Origin of the sequence: Streptomyces odontotermitis, assembly GCF_050510915.1 — a bacterium.
In the GTDB taxonomy this organism is placed as follows: Bacteria; Actinomycetota; Actinomycetes; order Streptomycetales; family Streptomycetaceae; genus Streptomyces.
On record NZ_JBNJLS010000005.1, the window covers coordinates 534,748 to 559,603 of the forward strand.

21 protein-coding genes and 1 pseudogene are annotated in these 24,856 nt (G+C 72.3%); 6 read left to right on the top strand and 16 right to left on the bottom strand.

Annotated elements, in window-relative coordinates; translation table 11 throughout:
• Window positions 1-14: 14 nt before the first annotated feature.
• The 3 genes from ACQB60_RS18410 to ACQB60_RS18420 all read right to left on the bottom strand — a co-directional run bounded on the left by ACQB60_RS18410 (window position 15) and on the right by ACQB60_RS18420 (window position 2,139).
• Window positions 15-1,103, bottom strand: coding sequence for a prephenate dehydrogenase (locus tag ACQB60_RS18410; protein WP_496927067.1), 1,089 nt, complete (start codon window positions 1,101-1,103; stop codon window positions 15-17).
• A complete protein-coding gene (gene aroH / locus ACQB60_RS18415) occupies window positions 1,100-1,462 on the bottom strand; it encodes a chorismate mutase (RefSeq protein WP_496927068.1) in 363 nt (120 codons plus the stop codon). Before aroH ends, ACQB60_RS18410 begins: the two co-directional genes overlap by 4 nt.
• A 227-nt stretch (window positions 1,463-1,689) precedes the next feature.
• Entirely contained in the window at window positions 1,690-2,139 is a 450-nt protein-coding gene (locus ACQB60_RS18420; protein WP_496927069.1) for a YidB family protein, read from the bottom strand.
• A 246-nt stretch (window positions 2,140-2,385) separates the two neighbouring features.
• Between ACQB60_RS18420 and ACQB60_RS18425 the strand changes: the two genes are divergently transcribed.
• From ACQB60_RS18425 to ACQB60_RS18440, 4 genes are read left to right on the top strand one after another with little or no spacing between them, the layout of a single operon-like run.
• Entirely contained in the window at window positions 2,386-3,081 is a 696-nt protein-coding gene (locus ACQB60_RS18425; RefSeq protein ID WP_496927070.1) for a hypothetical protein, read from the top strand.
• Window positions 3,082-3,100: 19 nt separating this feature from the next.
• Window positions 3,101-3,691: a DUF6529 family protein gene (locus ACQB60_RS18430; RefSeq protein WP_496927071.1), complete on the top strand. Its 591-nt coding sequence runs from the start codon at window positions 3,101-3,103 to the stop codon at window positions 3,689-3,691.
• A complete protein-coding gene (locus tag ACQB60_RS18435) occupies window positions 3,688-4,146 on the top strand; it encodes a Rieske (2Fe-2S) protein (RefSeq protein WP_496927072.1) in 459 nt (152 codons plus the stop codon). Before ACQB60_RS18430 ends, ACQB60_RS18435 begins: the two co-directional genes overlap by 4 nt.
• Window positions 4,147-4,168: 22 nt before the next feature.
• Window positions 4,169-4,882: a nucleotidyltransferase domain-containing protein gene (locus tag ACQB60_RS18440; RefSeq protein ID WP_496927073.1), complete on the top strand. Its 714-nt coding sequence runs from the start codon at window positions 4,169-4,171 to the stop codon at window positions 4,880-4,882.
• Here the strand turns inward: ACQB60_RS18440 and ACQB60_RS18445 are convergent.
• The 11 genes from ACQB60_RS18445 to pyrG form a co-directional block, all read right to left on the bottom strand.
• The gene (locus ACQB60_RS18445) at window positions 4,879-5,901 is read right to left on the bottom strand and encodes an ADP-ribosylglycohydrolase family protein (RefSeq protein ID WP_496927074.1); all 1,023 of its coding nucleotides are present in this window, start codon (window positions 5,899-5,901) and stop codon (window positions 4,879-4,881) included. The two genes, ACQB60_RS18440 and ACQB60_RS18445, sit on opposite strands and share 4 nt — an antisense overlap.
• Complete coding sequence (locus ACQB60_RS18450; protein WP_496927109.1) at window positions 5,898-6,644, bottom strand: NUDIX hydrolase; 747 nt, start codon at window positions 6,642-6,644, stop codon at window positions 5,898-5,900. The genes ACQB60_RS18445 and ACQB60_RS18450 overlap by 4 nt, the downstream gene beginning before the upstream one ends.
• A 92-nt stretch (window positions 6,645-6,736) precedes the next feature.
• Window positions 6,737-7,885 (bottom strand): pseudouridine synthase, encoded by a 1,149-nt coding sequence (locus ACQB60_RS18455; RefSeq protein ID WP_384846177.1) that lies wholly within the window; start codon window positions 7,883-7,885, stop codon window positions 6,737-6,739.
• The gene (scpB, locus tag ACQB60_RS18460; protein WP_496927110.1) at window positions 7,885-8,565 is read right to left on the bottom strand and encodes an SMC-Scp complex subunit ScpB; all 681 of its coding nucleotides are present in this window, start codon (window positions 8,563-8,565) and stop codon (window positions 7,885-7,887) included. Before scpB ends, ACQB60_RS18455 begins: the two co-directional genes overlap by 1 nt.
• A 29-nt stretch (window positions 8,566-8,594) precedes the next feature.
• Window positions 8,595-9,581, bottom strand: coding sequence for a segregation and condensation protein A (locus tag ACQB60_RS18465; RefSeq protein ID WP_496927075.1), 987 nt, complete (start codon window positions 9,579-9,581; stop codon window positions 8,595-8,597).
• Window positions 9,582-9,599: 18 nt separating this feature from the next.
• The gene (locus ACQB60_RS18470) at window positions 9,600-10,178 is read right to left on the bottom strand and encodes a hypothetical protein (protein ID WP_496927076.1); all 579 of its coding nucleotides are present in this window, start codon (window positions 10,176-10,178) and stop codon (window positions 9,600-9,602) included.
• Window positions 10,163-11,347, bottom strand: a complete 1,185-nt coding sequence (locus ACQB60_RS18475; protein WP_384846171.1) for a ParA family protein — start codon at window positions 11,345-11,347, stop codon at window positions 10,163-10,165. The genes ACQB60_RS18470 and ACQB60_RS18475 overlap by 16 nt, the downstream gene beginning before the upstream one ends.
• 346 nt (window positions 11,348-11,693) lie before the next feature.
• A complete protein-coding gene (gene ald / locus ACQB60_RS18480) occupies window positions 11,694-12,809 on the bottom strand; it encodes an alanine dehydrogenase (protein WP_496927111.1) in 1,116 nt (371 codons plus the stop codon).
• Window positions 12,810-12,950: 141 nt separating this feature from the next.
• Window positions 12,951-15,083 (bottom strand): tetratricopeptide repeat protein, encoded by a 2,133-nt coding sequence (locus ACQB60_RS18485; protein ID WP_496927077.1) that lies wholly within the window; start codon window positions 15,081-15,083, stop codon window positions 12,951-12,953.
• 167 nt (window positions 15,084-15,250) lie between these two features.
• Window positions 15,251-15,877 carry an NUDIX domain-containing protein gene (locus ACQB60_RS18490; protein ID WP_496927078.1) on the bottom strand — a complete coding sequence of 209 codons (627 nt, stop codon included), beginning with the start codon at window positions 15,875-15,877 and terminating at the stop codon, window positions 15,251-15,253.
• A gap of 109 nt (window positions 15,878-15,986) precedes the next feature.
• Entirely contained in the window at window positions 15,987-17,648 is a 1,662-nt protein-coding gene (pyrG, locus tag ACQB60_RS18495; protein WP_496927079.1) for a CTP synthase, read from the bottom strand.
• Between the two features lie 515 nt (window positions 17,649-18,163).
• Between pyrG and ACQB60_RS18500 the strand changes: the two genes are divergently transcribed.
• Window positions 18,164-19,975, top strand: coding sequence for a glycoside hydrolase family 15 protein (locus ACQB60_RS18500; RefSeq protein ID WP_496927112.1), 1,812 nt, complete (start codon window positions 18,164-18,166; stop codon window positions 19,973-19,975).
• A 6-nt stretch (window positions 19,976-19,981) separates the two neighbouring features.
• Here the strand turns inward: ACQB60_RS18500 and ACQB60_RS18505 are convergent.
• Window positions 19,982-21,483, bottom strand: a pseudogene (locus tag ACQB60_RS18505) (APC family permease).
• Window positions 21,484-21,655: 172 nt separating this feature from the next.
• Between ACQB60_RS18505 and ACQB60_RS18510 the strand changes: the two are divergent.
• Window positions 21,656-23,308, top strand: a complete 1,653-nt coding sequence (locus ACQB60_RS18510) for a PucR family transcriptional regulator (protein WP_496927080.1) — start codon at window positions 21,656-21,658, stop codon at window positions 23,306-23,308.
• A 72-nt stretch (window positions 23,309-23,380) separates the two neighbouring features.
• Here the strand turns inward: ACQB60_RS18510 and ACQB60_RS18515 are convergent, their stop codons facing one another.
• The gene (locus ACQB60_RS18515) at window positions 23,381-24,520 is read right to left on the bottom strand and encodes a glycosyltransferase family 4 protein (protein ID WP_496927113.1); all 1,140 of its coding nucleotides are present in this window, start codon (window positions 24,518-24,520) and stop codon (window positions 23,381-23,383) included.
• Between the last annotated feature and the right edge of the window lie 336 nt (window positions 24,521-24,856).

The window sequence follows — 24,856 nt, forward strand, 5'->3', positions numbered from 1 at the left end:
CCTATCTGCTGCCCCTACTGCTGCCGCAGCGCCCAGCCCCGCTCCCGCAGCGCCGCCGCCAGCTTCGGCGCCGCCGCCGGCTGCACCATGAGCTGCACGAAACCGGCCTGCTGGCCCGTCGCGTGCTCGATGCGCACGTCCTCGACGTTGACGCCCGCCGCGCCCGCGTCCGCGAAGATCCGGGCCAGCTCGCCGGGCTGGTCGGAGATGAGGACGGCCACGACCTCGTACGCGGTCGGCGCGGTGCCGTGCTTGCCGGGCACCCGGACCTGGCCCGCGTTGCCCCGGCGCAGCACGTCCGCGACGCCCGCGGCGCCCTCGCGGCGCTTGTCCTCGTCGGCCGACTGGAGCCCGCGCAGCGCCCGTACCGTCTCGTCCAGGTCCCCGGCGACGGCGGCCAGCAGGTCGGCGACCGGGCCCGGGTTGGCGGAGAGGATGTCGATCCACATCCGGGGGTCGGAGGCCGCGATCCGGGTCACGTCGCGGATGCCCTGGCCGCACAGCCGTACAGCCGTCTCCTCCGCGTGCTCCAGGCGCGCTGCGACCATGCTGGAGACCAGGTGCGGCATGTGCGAGACGAGGGCGACGGCCCGGTCGTGGGCGTCGGCGTCCATGACGACCGGCACCGCACGGCAGAGCGCGACCAGCTCGAGGGCCAGGTTCAGGACCTCGGTCTCGGTGTCGCGGGTGGGCGTGAGCACCCACGGGCGCCCCTCGAAGAGGTCGCCGGTCGCGGCCAGCGGACCGCTGCGCTCCCGGCCCGACATGGGGTGGCTGCCCAGGTACGCGGTCAGGTCGAGGCCGAGCTCCTCCAGCTCGCGCCGGGGCCCGCCCTTGACGCTCGCCACGTCGAGGTAGGCGCGGGCGACGTCCTTGCGCAGGGCGTCGGCCAGGGTGGGGGCGACGTGCGCGGGCGGCACGGCGACGATGCACAGGTCGACGCGGGCCTCGGGCGCCGCGTCGGTGCCCGCGCCGAGGGCGGCCGCGGTGCGGGCCTGCTCCGGGTCGTGGTCGGCGAGGTGCACGGTGACGCCGCGTGCGGTGAGCGCGAGCGCGGCGGAGGTGCCGATCAGGCCGGTGCCGATGACGAGGGCGCTTCTCACTGGGCGATGTCCTTGCGGAGTTCCGCCGCGGCGCCGAGGTAGACGTGGTTGATCGCGGCGCGCGGCTTGTCGGACTCGATGTGCGCGAGGACGCGGACGACGCGCGGCATGGCCCCGGCGATGTCCAGCTCCTGCGCGCAGATCAGCGGCACGTCGACGATGCCGAGCTTCCGGGCGGCGGCCGCCGGGAAGTCGCAGTGCAGGTCGGGCGTGGCCGTGAACCAGATGCTGATGAGGTCGTCGGTGTCGATCTCGTTCCGCTCGAGGAGGGCGGTGAGCAGCTCGCTGACCTGCTCGTGCATGTGCCCGGACTCATCCCGCTCCAGTTGGACGGCGCCCCGGACCGCTCGTACCGCCACAGTGCTGCTCCTCGCTCGCGTACCGACGTCTGTGCTGCCCTTCCAGGGTAGTCAGCGCCCGGTGGACGAACGCGCGGCGCCCGCCTGGCGAGACGGGCGCCGCTTCCTGCACGTCGTGGGTGGGCCGTGGGCCGAAGCCGCCGCTCCTTTCAGAGCTGCTGCTCCTTGACGATGCTCAGAGCCGCTGCTCCTTGACGATGCTCAGAGCCGCTGCTCCTTGACGATGCTCAGAGCCGCTGCTCCTTGATGATGTCCTCCAGGGACCCCGAGGGGACCTGGCCCTGCGGCGTCAGCTTGTCGACCACCTGCGGCAGCTCCTGCGCGACCTGGTCCGCGACCTGGTCGCGGCTGACGCCCGCCTGCTCGGCGACCTTGTCCAGGGTCTCGTCGGGCACGGCCTCCTTGACCTGCTCCGGGGTCAGCGGCTGGTTGTCGCCCTTGCCGACCCACGAGTCCAGCTGGTCCTGGCTGACCAGGCCCGACTTCGTGATCATGTCGAGGAGGCCGCCCATCGGATTGCCGCCGCCCCCGGCCGCCGCGCCGCCCTGACCGCCCTGGCCACCGAGGAGCCCGCCGAGCAGCGAGCCCAGGATGTTGCCGCCGCCCCCGGCCGCCGAACCGCCCTGACCGCCGCCGAGGAGTCCGCCGAGAAGGCTGCCCAGATCGTTACCCGCCATGGTCGTGCCTTTCGAGAGAGTGGGCCGGTTCCGCCACCGCGGACCCCAGACCTCAGACCCTGCCAATGTGACCCAAACCACCCCTGTCCGCCACTTGGCCCCCTGCCGTCCCGCGCCCCTCGGATCCGGCCGTGACCCGCCCGGAGACGCCCCCGTACGCCCCTGGACTCCGGGGTGCGGGTCCGCTTGCATGGAGGGGCATCAAGGAGGAAGTCCCGCCGCGCCCGCGCTTCGGGGGAGGCTCACATGACGCGCTCCGGACCCCTGTACACCCTGCTGGCGGGAGCGCTGCTCGCCCTGTTCATGCTGTCGCTCAACGCGACGACGGGGACACGGAGTTCGTCGTACGGCGGTGCGGCACCGCCCAGCGCCCCGCCCTCCCCCTCGCAGTCCGCACCGGGCCCCGGTGCCACGAAGAGCCCGGCCCCGACCAAGAAACCGCCCCCGGCCCGGAAGCCGCCTCCGTCGAACGCCGAGTACGCGGGCCGCACCGACGACCGCAGCGCCTCCGTCGCCATCACCCTCCGCGACGGCAAGGCGATCGCGTACTTCTGCGACGGGCGCACCAAGGAGTCCTGGCTGAAGGGCGACGTAGCGGACGACGGCTCGATGCACCTCACCGGAAAGCGCGGGGCGCGCCTCGACGGCCGGCTCGACGGCACGCGGAACACGGAGATCCGCGGCACCGTCGACCCCGGCCCCGCGACACCGAAGGCCCTGCCCTTCTCCGCCGACAAGGCGGACAAGCCGGCCCTGTACCGCGCGAGCGCCCCGGTGCGCGGCGCCCGTCTGGAGGGCGGCTGGATCGTCCTGCCCGGCGGCCGCCAGGTCGGCATCCTCAAGCGCGACGGCAAGCCCGCCCGGGCTCCGCGCCTCGACCCCGCCACGGGAGAGGTCAGGACCGACGGCGGCGTCCTCACCGCGAAACCGGTCACTCCGTGATCCGGCCAAGGGAGCCCGCATGAGCGTCGATCCGAACGCCGCGACCCAGGACTTCCCCACCCCCCGCGAGCCCGCGGGCCACGGCCGCCCCTCGGCCGCGCGCTTCCTCGTCCCGGCCCTGGTCGCGGCGGCGGTCGCGGTGGGGCTCGGCGCGTACGGGCGGGTCCACGACCCGGAGGGCACCGCGTTCAACCTCGCGGGCTTCAGCAGCACCAGCGCCGTGAAGTCCTGGCTCGCCACGGCGGCCTTCGCCTTCGCGCTGCTCCAGCCCGTCTCCGCGCTCATGCTGTACGGGCGGCTGCCGGGCCCTTCCTGGGCGGGGGCGCTGCACCGCTGGTCGGGCCGCGTCGCGTTCCTGCTCGCGGTCCCGGTCGCCGTCCACTGCCTCTATGCGCTCGGCTACCAGACGTACTCGACGCGCGTCCTGTGGCACTCGCTGCTCGGCTGCTTCTTCTTCGGGGCGTTCAGCGCGAAGATGCTGCTCCTGCGCGCGCGGCAGCTGCCCGGCTGGCTGCTGCCGCTGGTCGGCGGCCTGGTCTTCGCGGCGCTCACGCTGATCTGGCTGACGTCGGCGCTCTGGTTCTTCCGCACGGTCGGGGTGACGACATGAGCGCCGGGCGCCCCTCGCGGCGGGCCGTGCTCGGCGCCGCGGCGGTGGCCCTGGCGGCGACGGGCTGCGAGAAGTACGGGGACGAGAACGGCGCGGACCAGCAGGAGCCGACACCCGCCACACCCTCGCCCACTACCCCCTCCTCCGGCACCCAACAGCCGCCCTCCCCCGAGGAGTTGGCGAAGACCAGCGACATCCCGGTCGGCGGCGGCAAGGTCTTCAAGCCCGAGAAGGTCGTGGTGACCCAGCCGAAGGCGGGCGAGTTCAAGGCGTTCTCGGCGGTCTGCACCCACAACGGCTGCACGGTCCGCGACGTGTCGGACGGCACGATCAACTGCCCCTGCCACGGCAGCAGGTACCGCGTCGCCGACGCCTCGGTGGCGGACGGACCTGCCCCGCGCCCCCTGCCGCCCCGCGCCCTGAAGGTCACCGGAAAATCGATCAGCCTGGCCTGACCGGAGCCCGTACGCTCCCCGCATGCACTCCGAGGACTCCACGGACCCCCAGGGCGAGGACCTGGTCCGCGACCACACCGTCTACGCCTGCGTGATGGGCTCGCGCGCCTTCGGCCTGGCCACCGACGCCAGCGACACCGACCGCCGCGGCGTCTTCGTCGCGCCCACGCCCCTGTTCTGGCGCTTCGAGAAGCCCCCGGCCCACCTGGACGGGCCCGCCGACGAGCAGTTCAGCTGGGAGCTGGAGCGCTTCTGCGAGCTCGCCCTGCGCGCCAACCCGAACATCCTGGAGTGCCTGCACTCGCCGCTGGTGGAGCAGATCACGGACACCGGCCGCGAACTCCTCTCCCTGCGCGCCGCGTTCCTCTCCCGCCACGTCCACGCCAGCTTCAGCGGCTACGCGCTCGGCCAGCGCAAGAAGCTGGACCAGGACCTGCGCACCCACGGCGCGCCCCGCTGGAAGCACGCGATGCACCTGCTCCGCCTCCTGCTCTCCTGCCGCGACCTGCTGCGCACCGGCGAGCTGACCGTCGACGTCGGCGACCGGCGCGAGCAGCTCCTCGCGGTGAAGCGCGGCGAGGTCCCGTGGCCGCAGGTCGATTCCTGGATGAACCGGCTCGCGGCCGAGGCGGACGAGGCGGCCGCCCACAGCCCGCTCCCGGCCGAGCCGGACCAGAGGCGGGTCGAGGACTTCCTCTACCGCACCCGCAAGGCGTCGGCGGCCGCCGCGGCCTAGGCGGTGGCGTCCCAGAGCGCCCCGAACGCGAGCAGCTCGTCCCGGTGCTCGATCCGCCCGGTCCACTCGGCGGGCCAGGCGTCCGCCCCGTGGTGGGCCCCCGCGAACGCCCCGGCCAGGCAGGCGATGGAGTCGGAGTCCCCGGAGGTGCAGGCGGCCCGGCGCAGCGCGGTGACGGGCTCGTCGACGAACTGCAGGAAGCACAGCAGGCCGGTGGCGAGCGCCTCTTCGGCGATCCAGCCCTCGCCGGTGGCGAGGCAGGGGTCGACCTCCGGATTGGCCTCCCGCAGCGCGCCGTCGAGCCGCTCCAGGACGGCCAGGCACTCGTCCCAGCCGCGCGCGATGAACTCTTCGGGCGAGGCGGCCGGGAACCGCGTCCACAGATCACCGAGCCAGGGCTCCCGGTAGCGGGTGCGGTTCTCCAGGGCGTACGAGCGCAGCAGCCCGACCAGTCCGGTCGGCTCGGCCCCCTGCGCCAGCAGCCATACGGCGTGCGCGGTGAGGTCGGACGCGGCGAGCGCGGTGGGGTGCCCGTGCGTGAGCGCGGACTGCAACTGGGCGGCGCCCGCCCGCACTTCGTCGTCCATCCGCGGCATCAGGCCGAGCGGGGCGACGCGCATATTGGCGCCGCAGCCCTTGGAGTGCAGCTGGCTGGCCTGCCGCCAGGGCCGCTCCTCGTCGGCGAGGAGGTTGCACGCGGTGATGCACGTATTGCCGGGGGCGCGGTTGTTGTCGGGCGACTGGTTCCAGGCGACGAACTCCCGCCGGGCCAGGTGCGCGAACCGCTCGGGGCCGCAGAGCCCGCGCGCCGCCGCGGCCTTGAGGGCGCGGCTGAGCGCCAGCGTCATCTGCGTGTCATCGGTGATGTACGCGACGGGCCCGGGCAGCTCCATCTCCCGCCAGGGCCCGCACTTGGCGAGGATCGACGGGACGTCGTTGAACTCCGTCGGGAAACCGAGTGCGTCCCCGAGCGCGAGCCCGAGCAGCGATCCGGTGGCGGCGGTCTTCGTCATCGTCATCGGTGGTTTCCTTCGGTGGGTTCGGGCGCGGGCCTGAGCAGCGGCGGGTGCAGGGCGGAGGCGTCCCCGGCCCGGTACAGCGCCGCGGGCTTGCCGCGCCCGCCGGTCAGCCGGGACGCGCCGGGGATCGGCTCGACGAAGCCGGGGGTGGCGAGGACCTTGCGGCGGAAGTTGGCCGGGTCGAGCTCGGCGCCCCACACCACCTCGTAGACCCCCCGCAGCTCCCCCAGGGTGAACTCGGACGGGCAGAACGCGGTGGCCAGACAGGTGTACTCCAGCTTGGCGCCCACCCGCTCATGGGCGTCGGCCAGGATCCGGTCGTGGTCGAAGGCGAGCGGCCCGTACGAGCCGTACGGCAGCCACTCCGCGCGCGCCGCGTCACTGCCGCCGCGCACCTCGGGAGGATCGGGCAGCAGCGCCGCGAAGGCGACGGACACGACCCGCATACGGGGGTCACGGTCCGGCTCGCTGTACGTCCGCACCTGCTCCAGGTGCAGCCCGGCGACGTTCAACAGGCCGGTCTCCTCGGCGAGTTCGCGCCGCGCCGCCGTCTCGGCCGACTCGTCCGGCTGCACGAAGCCGCCGGGCAGCGCCCACCGCCCCGCGTACGGCTCCTGCCCCCGCTCCACGAGGAGCACCCGCAGCACGCCCTCGCGCACCGTGAAGACGGCGAGGTCGACGGTGACGGCGAACGGCTCGTAGGCGTGCTTGTCGTACCCCTGCATGCCCTGCGCGCCTTGCATGCCCTGCACGCACGACCACCCCCTTCTCTTATTGGTCTCCTAGACCATAAAGAGAAGGGGGTGGCGAACACAACCCCGAGAGGGAAGCCGACCTACAGGTCGACCTCCTTCATCAGCATCCCGACCTCCGTGTTGGACAGCCGCCGCAGCCAGCCCGACTTCTGGTCGCCGAGCGTGATCGGCCCGAAGGCGACCCGCACCAGCTTGTCGACCGGGAACCCGGCCTCGGCGAGCATGCGCCGCACGATGTGCTTGCGGCCCTCGTGCAGGGTGACCTCGACCAGGTAGTTCTTGCCGGTCTGCTCGACGACGCGGAAGTGGTCCGCGCGCGCGTAGCCGTCCTCCAGCTGGATGCCGTCCTTGAGCTGCTTGCCCAGGTCGCGCGGGATCGGGCCCACGATGTGCGCGAGGTAGGTCTTCTTCACGCCGTACTTGGGGTGGGTGAGGCGGTGGGACAGCTCGCCGTGGTTGGTGAGCAGGATGACGCCCTCGGTCTCGGTGTCGAGCCGCCCCACGTGGAACAGCCGCGTCTCACGGTTGTTCGTGTAGTCCCCGAGGCACTGGCGCCCGTCCGGGTCCTCCATGGTCGCCACGACACCGGCGGGCTTGTTGAGGGCGAAGAACTGGTACGACTGCGTGGCCACCGTCAGGCCGTCGACCTTGATCTCGTCCTTCTCCGGGTCGACCCGGAGGCCCTGCTCCAGGACGATCTCGCCGTTGACCTCGACGCGGGCCTCGTCGACCAGCTCCTCACAGGCACGGCGCGAGCCGTAGCCCGCGCGCGCGAGCACCTTCTGCAGGCGCTCGCCCTCCTGCTCGGCACCGGGGAAGGTCTTGGGGAGCCTGACCTCCTTCTTGCCCGCGTACCGCTCGCGGTTGCGCTCCTCCTGCCGCGCGTCGAACTCGCGCGAGGTCGCCGGGGCGCCGCGCCGGCTGCCGCGGGCACCGCTCCCCTGCGAGGTGCGGGGGCCGCCCTTGGCCCCGCCGCGCGCCGCCGCGCCACGGCCCTTCTTGGGGGCGCCGCCGCCGTCGGCGGGGCTCACGTCGTAGCGCCGCTCCTCGGGACGCGGCTTGCTCGGCCTGCCGCCGCCCTGCTTGTCGTCGCGGCCGTTGCCGGCGCCCCGGTAGTTGCCGCGGCCGCCGGTGCCTCCCCGGCCGCCGCTGTTGCCGCGGCCGCCGCTGTTGCCACCACGGCTCCCGCCGTTGTTTCCGCTGCTGTTCCTGCCGCTGCTGCTTCGCATCAAAGTTCCGTCTGGTCGTCTGCGTCCTCGAAACCCGGCGCATCGGGTGCGTCCGGATCGAACGACGGCACGCCCTCCTGGGTCTCACCCTCGATCGCGTCCGCCTCTGGCAGGAAGGGCGCGAGCTCCGGGAGCTCGTCCAGGCCGCGCAGGCCCATCCGCTCCAGGAAGTAGTTCGTCGTCCTGTACAGGATCGCACCTGTTTCGGGTTCCGCGCCCGCCTCCTCCACCAGACCGCGCTGGAGCAGGGTGCGCATCACGCCGTCACAGTTCACGCCGCGCACGGCGGAGACCCGGGACCGGCTGACCGGCTGCCGGTACGCGACCACCGCCAGGGTCTCCAGGGCCGCCTGAGTGAGCCGCGCCTGCTGGCCGTCGAGCACGAAGCCCTCCACGGCGGCCGCGTACTCGGGCCGGGTGTAGAACCGCCACCCGCCGGCCACGAGCCGCAGCTCGAAGCCCCGCCCCTGCACGGTGTACTCGTCGGCGAGCTCCCGCAGCGCGTCGGCGACCTGCCGCACGGGCCGCTGCAGGATCTTGGCGAGGTGCTCCTCGGTGGCGGGCTCGTCGACGACCATCAGAACGGCCTCCAGAGCGGGCTTGAGCGCCAGCTCCGCGACCCCGGACGCCCCGGCACCCCCGCCGCCGCTCTCCTTCTCCCCCGCCCGAACCGCGCTCACGTTCGCCTGCTCCTGCTCCTGCACTGCGCTCACGCCTTCGCCTCCTCGTCCTTGTGCGGCTGCTCCGGCGGCCGGTCGAACTCATCGGTCACGGTCGGCTGCTCGTCCCCGTCCCCGCCCGTCCAGCGCACCGTCAGCTCCCCCAGCGCGTCCTCCTGCTCCAGCCCCACGGCCTTCTCCCGGTACAGCTCCAGCAGCGCGAGGAACCGGGCGACGACGGTCAGGGTGTCCCCCGCGTCCTCGATCAGCAGCCGGAAGCTGGCCTCTCCGTGCTCGCGCAGCCGCGCCACCACGACGGCGGCCTGCTCCTGCACGGAGACGAGCGGCGCGTGGATGTGATCGACGTACACCTGCGGCTTGGCCTTGGGCTGCATCGCCTTCACGGCGAGCCTGGCGAATCCTTCCGCCCCTATGCTGATGACGACTTCCGGCAGCAGCTCGGCATGATGGGCTTCCAGCCCCACGGTCCGCGGATACCGCCGCGCCTCCTCCTCCAGCCGCCCGCTGAAGATGTCGGCGATCTGCTTGTACGCGCGATACTGCAGCAGCCGCGCGAACAGCAGGTCCCGGGCTTCGAGCAGCGCGAGATCGGCCTCGTCCTCCACCTCGGCGGCGGGCAGCAGCCGCGCCGCCTTCAGATCCAGCAGGGTGGCGGCGACCACGAGGAACTCGGTGGTCTGATCAAGGTCCCAGTCCGGCCCCATGGCCCGGATGTGCGCCATGAACTCATCGGTGACCTTCGACAGCGCGACCTCGGTGACGTCCAGCTTGTGCTTGGAGATCAGCTGAAGCAGCAGATCGAAGGGGCCCTCGAAGTTCGCAAGCCGAACCTTGAACCGCCCGTCGTCGGGCTCGGCGACGGGCTCACCCACCGGCGCCGGCTCCGCTTCCGCCTCCGACGGGGCTTCCTCGGCAACGGCCGCGGGCAAGGGCTCCGGCTCCGCAGGAGCCGCCCCGGGCCCGCGCCCCAGGGCGCGGCGAACGGGCGGCGGTGCGGAGTCGTCAGTGGTCGGCATCAGGCCGGAAGGCTACCGCTACCTGCCTCGAAGCCGTCGTACGAGAATGCTCGCGTCCCCTCGCGACTCGAGATCCGCGAGCACGACGGCGACGGCCTCCCGCACGATCCGCCCCCGGTCGACGGCGAGCCCGTGCTCACCGCGCAGCACGAGCCGCGCGTGCTCGAGGTCCATGAGCTCCTCGGCGGAGACGTACACGGTGATCTTCTCGTCGTGGCGCTCGCGCCCGCTGGGCCGCCGGTTGGCCGCCCGCGCCCGCCGCCGCGCCTGCGCGGTGGAGGAACCCGCGGACTTGCCCTTGCCGGCGGCGGCGGAGCCCCCGTTCCCCGCGCCCGAACCTTCCTGCGCGGCCCGGCTCCGGGACCCGGTCCCGGACTCCGCGTCCGCCGCCGCGTGTTCGGCGGAATCGGCGGGTTCGGCGGAGTCACTGCCCTCGCCCTGCGGCTCCCCGGCGGCCGCCTCGTCGCTCTCGCCCGCCGGTGCGGGCACCCGCGCCTCGCCGTTGGCCTGGCGCCGCGGCGACGACGCCTGCAGCGCCATCCCCCCGGTCGTACGGAACAGTTCGTCGGCCCCCGGCAGACTCACTCGGCGTGACACCGGGCGAGCACCTCCCTGGCGAGCTGACGATAGGCGGCCGCGCCGACCGAGTTGGAGGCGTACGTGGTGATGGGCTCACCGGCGACCGTGGTCTCCGGGAAGCGCACGGTCCGCCCGATCACCGTGTGGTAGACGTGATCGTCGAAGGCTTCCACCACGCGTGCGAGCACCTCACGGCTGTGCACCGTGCGGGAGTCGTACATCGTGGCGAGGATGCCGTCGAGTTCGAGGTCCGGGTTGAGACGTTCCTGCACCTTCTCGATCGTCTCGGTGAGCAGCGCGACACCGCGCAGCGCGAAGAACTCGCACTCCAGCGGGACGATCACCTTGTGAGCCGCCGTCAGGGCGTTCACCGTCAGCAGGCCGAGCGAGGGCTGACAGTCGATCACGATGTAGTCGTAGTCCTGCATCAGCGGCTTCAACGCCCGCTGCAGCGTGGACTCCCGGGCCACCTCGCTGACCAACTGCACTTCCGCGGCCGACAAGTCGATGTTGCTGGGCAGCAGGTCCATGTTCGGGACCGCCGTCTTCAGGAGCACCTCGTCCGCCGACATGCCCCGCTCCATGAGCAGGTTGTAGACGGTGAGGTCGAGCTCCATCGGGTTGACCCCGAGGCCCACGGAGAGGGCGCCCTGCGGGTCGAAGTCGACGAGCAGGACCCGGCGGCCGTACTCGGCGAGCGCGGCCCCCAGGTTGATGGTCGACGTGGTCTTGCCGACGCCGCCCTTCTGGTTGCACATCGCGATGATCTTCGCGGGACCGTGGTCGGTCAGCGGCCCGGGGATCGGGAAGTACGGCAGCGGGCGTCCGGTCGGGCCGATGCGCTCGCGGCGCTGGCGCGCGGCGTCCGGGGCGAGCGTGGCCGCGTACTCCGGGTCGGGCTCGTACTCCGCGTCGGGGTCGTAGAAATGACCCTGGGGCAGCTCTTCGTAGTCGGCGAGGTGGGTGTGGGTGGTGTTGTCGCCACTCCGGTCGCCGGCCATGGCGTTCACGTGATGGCCATCCATGCTCTGGGGTACTGACTGAGTCGGCTGAGTCAGTTGCGGACTCTGACGGGCTTCGAAGGTGCGGACCGCGACGGAGCCGACAGCCTCTAGCCCCACGGGCCCCTGGCCCCGCTCAGGCGTTCCTGGCTGACCACCCCCGGGAGCAAATGTCGACTCATTCACAAGTCGTCTTACCTCCTTGGTGACCAGGAAATTTCTAGATAGGTCAGCGTGGCACCATGCCGACGGTTGGCGACTCTATGGCGTGTCACCGGTCGACAGCAACACAATCCGCCGGACCCGGCCCGATGTGTCGGCATCCGAACACCCCTGTGTCAAGGGCGCGCGGCATGCTGTCGACACGTTTCAGGGGTGGGCGAAACGGTTAAAGGGTTACGTTCACGGCGAGTTGAGCCACTCGGCGCGGATACGCACACGGCCGGACCCCTCGCAAGGTCCGGCCGTGGGCGTGAGATTGACGACTTTCGTTGACGAAAGTGTCGACAGTTGACGGGAGTCGGCTGACGGGTCAGCCGAGCAGCGCCTCCAGCTCGACGTGGTCGAGGCCGTGGGCCTCGGCGACCTCCTTGTAAACCACCTTGCCGTCATGGGTGTTGAGGCCCAGGGCGAGCGCGGGGTCACGGCGCAGGGCCTCGACCCAGCCGCGGTTGGCGAGTTCGACGATGTACGGGAGCGTCGCGTTGGTCAGCGCGTACGTCGAGGTGTTGGGCACCGCGCCGGGCATGTTGGCGACGCAGTAGAAGACCGACTCGTGGACCTTGAAGGTCGGCTCGGCGTGGGTGGTGGGGTGCGAGTCCTCGAAGCAGCCACCCTGGTCGATCGCGATGTCGACAAGGACACTTCCCGGCTTCATCCGCGAGACGAGCTCGTTGGTGACGAGCTTCGGCGCCTTGGCGCCCGGGATGAGGACGGCGCCGATGACGAGGTCGGCGTCGAGGACGGCCTTCTCCAGCTCGAAGGCGTTGGACATGACGGCGCGGACCTTGGTGCCGAAGACCTTGTCGGCCTCGCGCAGCTTGTTGATGTCCCGGTCGAGCAGGGTCACGTGGAAGCCCATGCCGACGGCGATCTGCGTCGCGTTCCAGCCGGAGACGCCGCCGCCGATGACCACGGCCTTGCCCGGGTGGGTGCCGGGGACGCCGCCGGGCAGCACGCCGCGGCCGCCGTTGAAGCGCATCAGGTGGTAGGCGCCGACCTGCGGGGCCAGGCGGCCCGCGACCTCGGACATCGGGGCGAGCAGCGGCAGCTGGCGGCCCGCGGTCTCGACCGTCTCGTACGCGATCGCCGTGGTGCCCGACTCCAGGAGCGCGTCCGTGCACTCCTTGGAGGCGGCCAGGTGCAGGTAGGTGAAGAGGGTCTGGTCCTTGCGGAGGCGGTGGTACTCCTCCGCGATGGGCTCCTTGACCTTCAGCAGGAGGTCGGCGGTGGCCCAGACCTCGTCCGCGGTCTCCAGGATCTTGGCTCCGGCGGAGATGAACTCCTCGTCCGTGATCGAGGAGCCGGCACCGGCGTTGCGCTCGATGACGACCTGGTGGCCGTGGCGCACGAGCTCGTGCACACCGGCGGGGGTGATGGCCACCCGGAACTCGTTGTTCTTGACCTCGCGGGGGATGCCGACCTTCACGTCGATCACGGTCCTTGGCTCAGGGATTTTACGGTCACTGCACTACAAAACGATGCGCAGAGCGCACATCGGAGACACCACGGAAGTACGCGGCGGAGCCAGTCTAATGAAGGATTTCTGACTGTCTAGCCTTCCAAAGCATCAATCTTTTTCGACTGCACTACGGATTTCGTAGGTCGAGGACTGCGCTCGATCGTCGGAACCAAGCCCCGTGACCTCCTGGAACTCCGTTCCCAGCATGCGCTCGGCGGCGCCCCTGTGCAGCCGGGCGGCCGCCGGGTCCCCCAGCCGCTCCAGGGTGTCCGCGAGCCGCAGCTGCAGGGCGGCCTGGAGGCGTACGTCCTTCGCCTGCCGCGCCCACTCGACCGCCTCCTGGCAGGTGCGCAGGGACTCCTCGGGGCGGCCCGCGTACTCCTGCACCCGCGCCATCTCGCTCAGCGCCCGCGCCTGGCTCGCCACATCACCGGCCTTGCGGTGCCCGGCGACCGCCGAGCTCCAGTTGCGCAGCGCCTCCCCGTAGCGGCCCGCGTAGGTGTTGGCGGTGCCGATGCGGCCGTGCAGCCGGGCGGCGTCGACGCGCTCCCCGCGGGTGAGGCGCTGCGCCAGGGCCCGGCCGAACCAGTCGGCGGCCCGCTGCCAGTCCCCCAGCTCCTGGTAGGCGCCGCCTACGGATTCCATCGCCCGGGCCGTCGCGTACGGGTCGTTGGCCGCCCGTCCGGCGTCAAGGGCCGCCCGGTAGCGGGCCAGGGCCTCGTGCGTACGCCCGGTCTGCGCGTCCAGGTCCGCGAGGTTGAGCAGCGCCGCCGCCTGCTCGCGGGGCAGCTCGCGGCGCTCGGCGACGTCCAGGACCAGCCGGTGGATCCCGTAGAGGACGGGGGCGGCGGCCTCGGTGCCGCGGTGGGCGACCAAGGCCCGGGTCAGCGCGGCCATCAGGCGCCGGGCCAGGGTGTCGAGCTCCCCGTCGGCGACCGCGAGGCGGGCGGCGGCGAGCAGGGCGGGCTCCCGGATCCAGAGCCAGTCCGCGGCGGCGCGGGGAGTCGGGAAGCGCAGCGCGCGCGGCAGCCCGGCGAGCTTCTTGCGGGCCGCTGAGCCCTCGGGCTCGGTGACGGCGCGGCAGGACTGCAGCAGCCGCACGGTCCGCTCCAGCATCCGGGCCCGCGCCAGCTGGACCTCGCCGGGCCGGTCGTGGGTCTCGGTGAGACCGCGCAGCAGCGGCACCAGGCAGCCCGGGACCTCGTACTGCGGCAGCGGCGAGTCCACCGCGCGCACCAGGCCGAGCGCGACGAAGTCGTCCAGGGTGGTGCGGGCCGCGGAGACCGAGCAGCCGGCGAGCGCGGACGCGGTGTGCGGGTCGACGTGGCCCGCGGGCGCGAGGGAGAGGAATCGCAGTATCCGCGCGGCGGGCGCGGGCAGCGAGTCGTACGAGAGCCGGAACACCTTGCCGAGACCGGCGAGTCCCCCGGACAGGGTGGCGGCGGACGCGCCCTCCTCCGCCGGCAGGTCGTGGATCTGCTTGGCGAGGTCGGCGACGGCGGCCTTGGGCCGCACCGAGAGCCAGCCGCCCGCGAGGACGAGGGCCATCGGGTGCGCCCCGCACGCCTCCACCAGGCTCTCGGCGGAGCGCGGGTCGACGGTGATGCGCACCGGCCCGGAGGCGCGGGCGAGCAGGCCCACCGCGGCCTCGGTGTCCAGGCCGCCGAGGGTGCACGGCCGGACGTCGGGGATCCCGGTGAGCGGGCCCTGCGAGACGGCCACGACCAGGCAGTCCGGGGCGTCCGGGAGCAGCGGGTCGACCTGCTCGGCGTCGGCCGCGTCGTCCAGGACGAGCAGCGCGCGCCGGGTGGCGAGGGCCCCGCGCAGGCGTTCGGTCAGATCGTCCTCGGCGGCGCCGGGCGGGGCGGCGTCGTCGAGGGCCTCGAGGAGCTCGCGGGCGGTGCGCTCGGTGGGGACGCGGGTGCCGTCGGGGTCGGTGAGCCGGGCGCGCAGGATGCCGTCGGGGTAGTCGGCGGCGACCCTGCGGGCGAGCTCGTCGGCGAGGGCGGTGCGGCCGGAGCCGGGGCGGCCCGCGATGAGCAGGACCCGGGCGCGGGGGGCCTTGCGCCCGGAGAGGGTGTCGAGTCCGGCCCGGTCGATGTCGGCGCGCAGCTCCTTCAACTCCCGGCTTCTGCCGAGGAATTGACTGCTCCCGGAGGTTCCTGCGGCGGCCGCCGCCGTGGGCGCCGGTGTCGCGGCACCCGCCGCCGAACCGTCCGTGTCGACTGCCTGATCCGTCACGGGCCATGCTCCCGTCCGCGTGCGCACGAACCCGCCGGGACTCCGGTCGGGACGCTTCCAGAGCCTAGTTCAGGCGCTGTCGCCTACCCGGCGGAGCGGCGCGCGCAAGTCGCCCGATCGGATCAGGAGATGGTCAGACCGCGGCGGTGCGGCCACCGCGGCCCGGATCAGACCTCGAAGGGCCGGGCGGGCCAGGGAGCTTCGGCCGGGCGCAGCGCCTCCAGGCCGTCGCCCGCGAGGGCCGCGGCGAGCGAAAGGGCGCCCACCACAAGGCAGTTGTTGTGCAGCTCGCCGGCGAGGACACCCCGTACGAGATCGGCGAGCGGCACCCGGGCCAGCTCCATGTCGATCTCCTCGTCCTCGACGGCGAAGCGCTCGCCCTCGGCCTCGGAGAGGTTGCGCGCGAGGAAGATCCGCACGGCCTCGTCGCAGCCGCCGGGGGTGGTGTAGACGTCGGTGAGGACCCGCCAGTCCTCGGCCTTCACGTGCGCCTCTTCGTAGAGCTCGCGCTGGGCGGCGTGCAGCGGGTTCTCGCCGGGGATGTCGAGCAGGCCCGCGGGGATCTCCCAGAGCTTCTGGCGCACGGGGTGGCGGTACTGGCTCAGGACCAGGACGCGGCCCTCGTCGTCGAGGGCGAGGACGGCGACGGAGCCGGGGTGGACCTGGTAGTCGCGGCGGACCACGCTGCCGTCGGGCATGACCACGTCGTCGGTGCGGACGGAGGTCTTGTTGCCGACGAACGGCGTCTCGCTCCCCCGGATCTCCCACTCCTGGGCGCTGTCCTTGATCGTCATGAAGCCCTGTCCTCTCTCCGCGCGGCACCACGCGCCACCGCGCACACACCAAAGAAACCGGGGCACGCGCCACGAAAGGCACGCACCCCGGCAACCGTACAACCTGCTGTTACTTGGCCTTCTTCGCCGTCTTCTGGCGCTCGACGGCCGCCTTCACCAGGCCCGCGAAGAGCGGGTGCGGGCGGGTCGGGCGCGAGCGGAGCTCCGGGTGCGCCTGGGTGGCGACCAGGTAGGGGTGGACCTCGCGCGGGTACTCGACGTACTCGACGAGCTTGCCGTCCGGGGAGGTGCCGGAGAACTGCAGGCCGGCCTTCTTCTCCAGCTCGGCGCGGTAGGCGTTGTTCACCTCGTAGCGGTGCCGGTGGCGCTCCTCCACGTACTCCTTGCCGTCGTACACCTCGCGGGCGATGGAGCCCTCGGCGAGCTTGGCCGGGTACATGCCCAGGCGCATCGTGCCGCCCATGTCGCCCTCGCCCGCGACGATGTCGAGCTGCTCGGCCATGGTGGAGATGACGGGGTGGGCGGTGGCGGCGTCGAACTCGGTGGAGTTGGCGTCCGGGATGTCCGCGAGGTTGCGGGCGGCCTCGATGACGATGCACTGCAGGCCGAGGCAGATGCCGAGCAGCGGCACCTTGTTCTCGCGGGCGTACTGGATCGCGCCGACCTTGCCGGCCACGCCGCGGTCGCCGAAGCCGCCGGGGATCAGGATCGCGTCGCAGTCACCGAGCTGCTTCTTGGCGCCCGCCGGGGTCTTGCAGTCGTCCGAGGTGACCCACTTGACCTTGACGCGGGCCTTGTTGGCGAAGCCGCCCGCGCGCATCGCCTCGGTGATGGAGAGGTAGGCGTCGGGCAGGTCGATGTACTTGCCGACGAGCGCGACGGTGACCTCGTGGTCGGGGTTGTGGACGCGGTCGAGCAGGTCGTCCCAGGTCGTCCAGTCCACGTCGCGGAAGGGCAGGTCCAGCTTGCGCACCACGTAGGCGTCCAGGCCCTCGGTGTGCAGGACCTTCGGGATGTCGTAGATCGACTTGGCGTCGATGGCGGCGACCACGGCGGCCTCGTCGACGTCGCACATCAGCGAGATCTTGCGCTTGATCGCGGTCGGCACCTCGCGGTCGGCGCGCAGCACGATCGCGTCGGGCTGGATGCCGATGTTGCGCAGCGCGGCCACCGAGTGCTGGGTCGGCTTGGTCTTGAGCTCGCCGGACGGGCCGATGTAGGGCAGCAGCGAGATGTGCACGACGAAGACGTTGTCGCGGCCGACCTCGTGGCGGACCTGGCGGACGGTCTCCAGGAACGGAAGGGACTCGATGTCGCCGACCGTGCCGCCGACCTCGGTGATCACGACGTCGACGTCGTCCGTGGCCATGCGGCGGATGCGGTGCTTGATCTCGTTCGTGATGTGCGGGATGACCTGGACGGTGTCGCCCAGGTACTCTCCGCGCCGCTCCTTGGCGATCACCTGCGAGTAGACCTGGCCGGTGGTGACGTTGGCGGAGCCGTCGAGGTCGACGTCGAGGAAGCGCTCGTAGTGGCCGATGTCCAGGTCGGTCTCGGCGCCGTCGTTGGTGACGAACACCTCGCCGTGCTGGAAGGGGTTCATCGTGCCGGGGTCGACGTTCAGGTACGGGTCGAGCTTCTGCATCGTGACCCGCAGGCCCCGCGCCTTGAGGAGCGCACCCAGGCTGGAGGCGGTCAGACCCTTGCCGAGCGAGGAGGCGACACCCCCAGTGACGAAGATGTGCTTGGTCGTCGAAGATTTGGGCGGCATGGCCAAGAGGGGGCTCCCGTGGTCGCGGTCTGGAGGTGCGTTCCGGCCGCCGGTCCGGAGATTTCCGGGGGTGCCGTCGCTGCGGTTCGGGGGTTCTGAGACCACCGGTCCACGGGCTACCAGGGTAACAGCGACCGAAGGAGGCTGCTTCCGGCCACGCTCGGCAGTCATGCGCTCACGCGTCCCGTCCACCGCCCACCCGTTCGGCGTATATCCATTGCCCCGACCGGCACGCAGATCACTGGGGTGCGTCGTATCCTGCTCGGACGCTCGCTGCCGAGTCGGCGACAAGGGAGAGTTTCGGTCTTCCTTGGAGGGGGTCGTGCGCGGGCGGACGGGTGGGACGGCAGTACGGCACAACCCGACCGTTTCTCCCGGAGCAAGAGGCTTGTCGGGGTCCGTCTGGTTCGTCGCACAGCGAACCCTCGACACCGCAGGAGCCGAGTTCGCTTCACCGCGAACCCTTGACCGCACAGCGAGCGCCCCCTGAGGGCGACGTGTCCGTTGGACTGGAGATGCACGTGGCCGGGCGCATCGAGGACTACGCACTCATTGGAGACATGCAGACCGCGGCGCTGGTCTGCCGGGACGGCACAGTCGACTGGCTGTGTCTGCCCCGCTTCGACTCTCACGCCGTCTTCGCGGCACTGCTCGGCACAGAGGAGCACGGCTTCTGGCGGCTCGGGCCCGCCCATGTGCCGGACGCCGCGCCACAGCCGGCCAGCCGCCGCACCTACCGCGGCGACTCACTGATCCTGGAGTCCGAGTGGGACACCCCGCGCGGCACGGTCCGGGTGACCGATTTCATGCCCCCGCGCGACACCGACAACCCGCAGCTGGTGCGGATCGTCGAGGGCGTCAGCGGCCGGGTGCCGATGCGCTCGGCGCTGCGCATGCGGTTCTCGTACGGGCGGATCACTCCTTGGGTGCACAAGGTCGACGGGCGCACCGTCGCCGTCGCGGGCCCCGACTCGGTGTGGCTGGACACCCCCGCCGAGACCTTCGGCAAGGACCTGACGACGTACTCGGACTTCACGGTGGCGCCGGGCGACCGGATCGCCTTCACCATTTCGTGGCAGCCCTCGCACAAGGAGCCGCCGCCGCTGCCGGAGCCCGAGCACGCGCTCGCGGCGACGGAGGACTTCTGGCGCGAGTGGGTCGAGCAGTGCACGTACCACGGCCCGTACCGCGAGGCCGTGGTCCGCTCGCTGATCACGCTGAAGGCCCTGACGTACGGGCCCACGGGCGGCATCGTCGCGGCGCCGACGACCTCCCTGCCCGAGGACATCGGCGGCAGCCGCAACTGGGACTACCGCTTCACGTGGCTGCGCGACGCCGCGATCACCCTGTCCTCGCTGCTGCGCACCGGCTACCGCGAGGAGGCCCGCGCCTGGCGTGAGTGGCTGCTGCGCGCGGTGGCGGGCGACCCCGAGAACCTGCAGATCATGTACGGGATCGCGGGCGAGCGGGAGTTGGGCGAGACCGAGCTCGACTGGCTTCCGGGGTACGAGAATTCACAGCCCGTACGCGCCGGGAACGGCGCCGCGCACCAGCTGCAGCTCGACGTGTACGGCGAGGTCACCGAGGCCCTGCACCTGGCGCACATGACGGGCCTGGCACGCAGCGACTACGCCTCCCTGCTCCAGCTCAAGCTGATCCGCTACCTGGAGTCGCACTGGGACGAGCCGGACGAGGGCATCTGGGAGGTGCGCGGCCCGCGCCGGCACTTCGTGCACTCGAAGGTGATGGTCTGGGTCGCGGTGGACCGCACGATCAAGCTCATCGAGTCCGGTGACGCGGACGGCCCGCTGGAGAAGTGGCGCGAGCTGCGCGACGACATCCACCGGGACGTGTGCGAGAAGGGCTACGACAAGGAGCGGAACACCTTCACGCAGTCGTACGGCAGCAAGGAGCTGGACGCCTCGCTGCTGCTCATCCCGCAGATGGGCTTCCTGCCGCCCGACGACAAGCGCGTCATCGGCACGATCGAGGCCATCCAGCGCGAACTGTCCACCCCGGACGGGTTCATCCTGCGCTATCCGACGTCCGGTGACGACGCGGGCGTGGACGGGCTCGAAGGGGATGAAGGGGCCTTCCTGGCCTGCTCGTTCTGGATGGCCGACGACCTGGCGATGATCGGCCGCGTGGACGAGGCCCGCAAGCTCTTCGAGAAGCTGCTCGCGCTCCGCAACGACCTGGGGCTGCTCGCCGAGGAGTGGGACCCCCGGCTGCAGCGCCAGGTCGGCAACTTCCCGCAGGCGTTCAGTCACGTGCCGCTGATCGACACGGCGCTGCGGCTGACGGCGAGCGGGGCGTACGGAGGCTAGGGCCACTTACGGAGCAGTGGGGACGGCGGCGGGTTTCCCGTCGCCGTCCGTGCGTTCGGCCGCGTCCTCCAGGACGATGCGGCCGATGATCTCGTAGCGGTGCGGCTGCCGGGCCCGCAGATACAGGCCGAGGCCGAGGCCGCCGAAGAAGACGAGGCCGACGATCCACGGGATGGCCGTGAAGAAGAGCGAGTCCGCGGCCGTGCCCGCCGCGGTGTCCATGTTGATCACCAGCAGGACGACGACCGCGATCATGCCGATGCCGCCGAGCAGCGGCGCCACGAGGGTCCTGAACCAGTGGCGGTCCTCCGGGTGGTTGCGCCGGAAGTAGCCGATGACGGCGAACGAGCAGAGCGTCTGCACGAGGAGGATCGCCATCGTGCCGAGGATCGCGAGCAGCGTGTAGAGGTCGGCGTACGGGTCCTGGCCGGTGAGCCAGAAGGCGGCCACCAGGGCCACGGCGATCGCCGACTGCACGTACGAGGCGAGGTACGGGGAGCCGTGCGCGGGGTGCGTGCGGCCGAGGGCGGGGTGCAGGAAGCCCTCGCGGCCGATCGCGTAGAGGTAGCGGGCCGCGCACTGGTGGAAGGCCATGCCGCAGGCGAACGAGCCGGTGATGAGCAGCCATTGGAAGGCGTCCACCGCCCAGGCCCCGATGAAGGAGTGTGCCGGGTCGAAGAACAGGTCGAGCGGGCTGGTGGACTGCGAGACCTTCACCGAACCCGTCAGCCCGTTGCCCGCGATCGTCATCCAGGAGACGTAGATGTAGAAGAGCCCGACACCCACCACGGAGATGAGCGTCGCGCGCGGGATGACGCGCTTGGGGTCGCGGGACTCCTCCCCGTACATGGCGGTCGACTCGAAGCCGACCCAGGACCAGAAGGCGAAGAAGAGGCCGAGTCCGGCGGAGGTGCCGGTGAAGGCGTTCTTCGGGTTGACCGGCTCGACCGGGATGCCGTCCGGGCCGCCGCCGTGGAGGAGCACCGCCGTCGCCACGGCGAAGAGCACCGCGATCTCGGCGACCAGTTGATGTCGAAGTGGGCGAGGACCGCGGTGACGGCGAGCATCGCGGCCGCGTACACGATCCACGGGACGTCCACGCCGAGTTGGTCGTGGACCGTGGTCCTCGCGAAGTACGAGAAGACGCCGACGATCGACGCCTCGAAGACGATGTACGCAAGCACGGCGAGCATCCCCGACGCCATGCCCGCGATGCGCCCGAGGCCGTGCGAGATGTAGCCGTAGAAGGCGCCCGCCGCCGTGATCCGCTTGGCCATCGCGACATAGCCGACGGAGAAGACGGTCAGGACGGCGGTCGCGAAGAGATAGCCGGCGGGGGCGCCGGTGCCGTTGCCCGCGCCGACCGCGATGGGGAGGTTGCCGGTCATCGCGGTGATGGGCGCGGCGGTGGCGACGGCCATGAAGACGACGCCGACCAGGCCGACGGAGTTCGCCTTGAGCCGCTGCACGGAGGGGGTGGTTGGTCGCTCTGCCATCTGCTCTGCCATGTGCTCTGCCATGGCGGGACACCCTGCCGTTGAGTGACGTACGCCACAAGCGACAGGAGGTCGCGCAATTCGCTTGAAGGAGCGACGAGTTGTCGGGCCGCGGGGCCCTTTGATCACTCCCGTAACGCCCGGGTGATGTTCCGGGAACGTGCGCCCAGGTAGCGTCCGCCATATGGACGGTCAGGGCACACAGGGTGGAATCACCGTGCAGCGGGCGCTGGAGCTGCCGGGTCTGCGCGGTGGGCTTCCGGAGGTCGTCGCGGGCGCCGAACGGCTGCAGCGGACGGTGCGGTGGGTGCACGCGGGCGAAGTGCCGAACATCGCCTCGCTGCTCAAGGGCGGCGAGCTGCTCCTGACCACGGGCCTCGGCCTCGGCACCCGCCCCGCCGAGCAGCGCGCCTTCGTCCGCAAGCTCGCCGAGCGCGGCATCGCGGCCCTCGTCGTCGAGCTCGGCCCGCGCTTCAGCCGGCTGCCCGCCGCCCTCGTGGACACGGCGCGCGCGGCCGGACTCCCGCTGGTGCAGCTGCACCGCGAGGTGCCGTTCGTGACGGTCACCGAAGAGGTCCACACCGAGATCGTCAACGGCCACTACGCGCTGCTCCAGCGGGCCGAGGAGGTCCACCGGCGGTGCACGGGGGCGCTGCTCGACGGGGGCGGCGTCCCCCAAGTCCTGGGCATCCTCGCGGAGTTCAGCGGCAACCCGGTCTTCCTGGAGACGCCGGACGGACAGCTCCTGTACGCGGCCGGGGCCCGGGCCACCGGTGCCGAGTGCGCCGACCCGCTCCAGGTGTGGGAGGGGCTGCGCGGCCGCGGCGTGGACCGGGACGGGCCGCCCACGGGCGCGGTGCTCGTCGATGTCCCGGGCGGCGGGCCCGGCTCCGGATCCGTACGGGCGCGCCTGGTGATGCTGGCGGTGGCGACGCCGCTGCTCCCGGTGCACCGGATGGCGGCGGAGCGGGCCGCGGGCTCCCTCGCCGTCGTACTGATGCAGGCCCGCCAGGAGGAGGAGTTGGCCGCGCGCGGCCGCGGCGACTTCCTCACCGACCTCGCGGAGGGCCGCATCACCGCGGAGGACGCCCCCGCGCAGGCCCGGGTGCTCGGCTTCAAGCCGGGCCCCGCGGGCAGCCCGCTCCTGCCGGTCGTGATGCGCCTCGCGGACGGCCTCTCCCCCGGCGGCGGCTGGGCGGTGCTCGCACGGGCGGTCTCGGAGGAGCTGGCGTCGGTGGGCGTGCCCGCGCTGCTCGGCGTGCGGCCGGTCGAGGGGCGGGTGCCGCTGCTGCTCGGCCTTCGCTCGGAGTCGGAGCGGGACGCGGTCGCCGACCGGGTCGCGGCGGCGCTGCGGGCCGGGGTCGAACGGGCCGGGATGCAGCGCGCCGGGGCGCAGCCACCCGTCGTGGTGGTCGGGGTCGCGGGCGGCTGGGCGGCGGCGTCGGCGGGTCTGCGGCACGCGGCGGAGACGGCCACGGCGGCGCAGGGACTCACCGACCGGCCCTGGTACGACGCGCGCCGCCTCGACATCGACCTCCTCCTCTGGCGCCTGCACAACCACGACAACGCGGCCCTCGCGGCCTTCGTGGAGCGCGCGATCGGCCCGCTCCAGGACCACGACCGGCGCTCCCGCCCGCCGCTGCTGCCCACGCTCCAGACGTACTTGGCGCATGCGGGCCGCAAGGCGGAGACCGCCCGGGAGCTGCACCTGAACCGGCAGACCCTCTACAACCGCCTCGCCCGGATAGGCGAGTTGCTGGGCACCGACCTCGACGACCCGCAGACGGTCCTCGCGCTGAGCCTGGCGCTGCGGGCGAGGCGGCACGTACCCCAGTGACCCCGGTGACCCCGGTGACCCCAGTGACCCCGGCGAGTCAGTGACCCCGGCGAGTCGGTGCGTGACCAAGGGTCAGTATGTGACCAGGGGTTGCGTCAACTCGTCGTAGACGCTCAGGACTTGCGTCACCGTCTCGTCCTCGGTCGGCCAGGACGCCGCCTGCGCCTGTCCCTTGATCCGCAGGCGCTCCCGGCGCTCGGGGTCCGCGAGCAGCCGTACGACGGCTTCGGCGAGGGCCTGCGCGTCTCCGTAGGGGACGAGTTCGGCGGCGTCGCCGACCAGTTCGGGGATGCCGCCGACGGCGGTCGCGACGAGCGGCACGCGCGCGTGGAGCGCTTCCTGCGCGAGGACGGAGCGCGACTCCCACCGGCTGGGCAGCAGCGCCAGGTCCGCGGCGGCCAGCAGCTCCGGCACGTCGTCCCGGCGCCCGACGAGGCGGGCGGGCAGGCCCTCGCTCTCGATCCGGTGCTGCAGCGCGGCCCGCTCGGGCCCCTCGCCCGCGATGACGACGAGCGGCACCGGGTCGAGGTCCTGCCACGCGCGCGTGGCGTCGAGCACCGTGTCGTAGCCCCGGTGGGGTTCGAGCGCGCCCACGGCCAGGAGCAACGGCCGGTCCACGGCACCGAGTTCGGCGCGGGCCTTGTGGCAGTGGCGCTCCGGCTCCGCGCCGGAAGGGGGCGGCGGCGTCCGCAGCGGGAGCGCGAGCGGGGCGAGCCGGGCATCTCGCGCGCCCCTGCCGCGCGCCCGGTCGACGAGGTCGGAGGAGGTGCCGAGAACCACGGACGCGGCCCGGGCCACCCGGCGCTCCAGGAGGCGCAGCACGCGGGCACGCGCCCCCTCGGCATGGGCGCGGGTGTGCCAGGTGACGACGAGCGGGGTCGACTTGCCGGTGAGGGCGACGGCGGCGCGGAGCGCGGCGTGCAGCCCGTGCGCGTGCACCAGGTCGGCATCGGCGCAGGCCGCGCGCAGTGCGGCGAGCGAGGCGGGGTCGGCGCTGCGGGCCACGGGGACGTGCCGGGCACCGCTGCCCGCGAGGTCGTAGGCGCGGCCGACCTCGGCGGGGGCGCAGACGGTGACGCGCACGCCCCGCGCGGCGAGCCCCGCCGCCAGCGACCGGACGTGCGCGCTGCTGCCCGCGCTGCCACCGCCCAGGACCTGCACGGTGTGCAGCGGCGTCTGACCGTGCGGTGAGTGGCTGCTCTGGCTGCTCACGTGACTCACGTGGCCGGGGCTCCTGGGTCGGCGTCGGTCGGGTCGGGCTGGGCCGTCTGGTCGGGCTGCGCCGTCGGATCGGGCTGCGCCAAGGATGCCAGTCCGTACGGACGTTCCGGCACCGCCGAAAGGTCAGTTCCGCGAGGGACCGGGCAACGTGTCGCGGTGGATCACCCACACGGGTGAGCCGAGGGGGCGCGGGACAGCGGGTGCGCCCCAGCTGGGGGCGGGCTTCAACTCCGGCCGGGCCCAAGCACTTTCGCATCAAAGCCGCCCGCACGGGACGGTTTCCGGTCGGCTACCGCGGGTTACTTCACGATTTCTTCCGTACGGGGA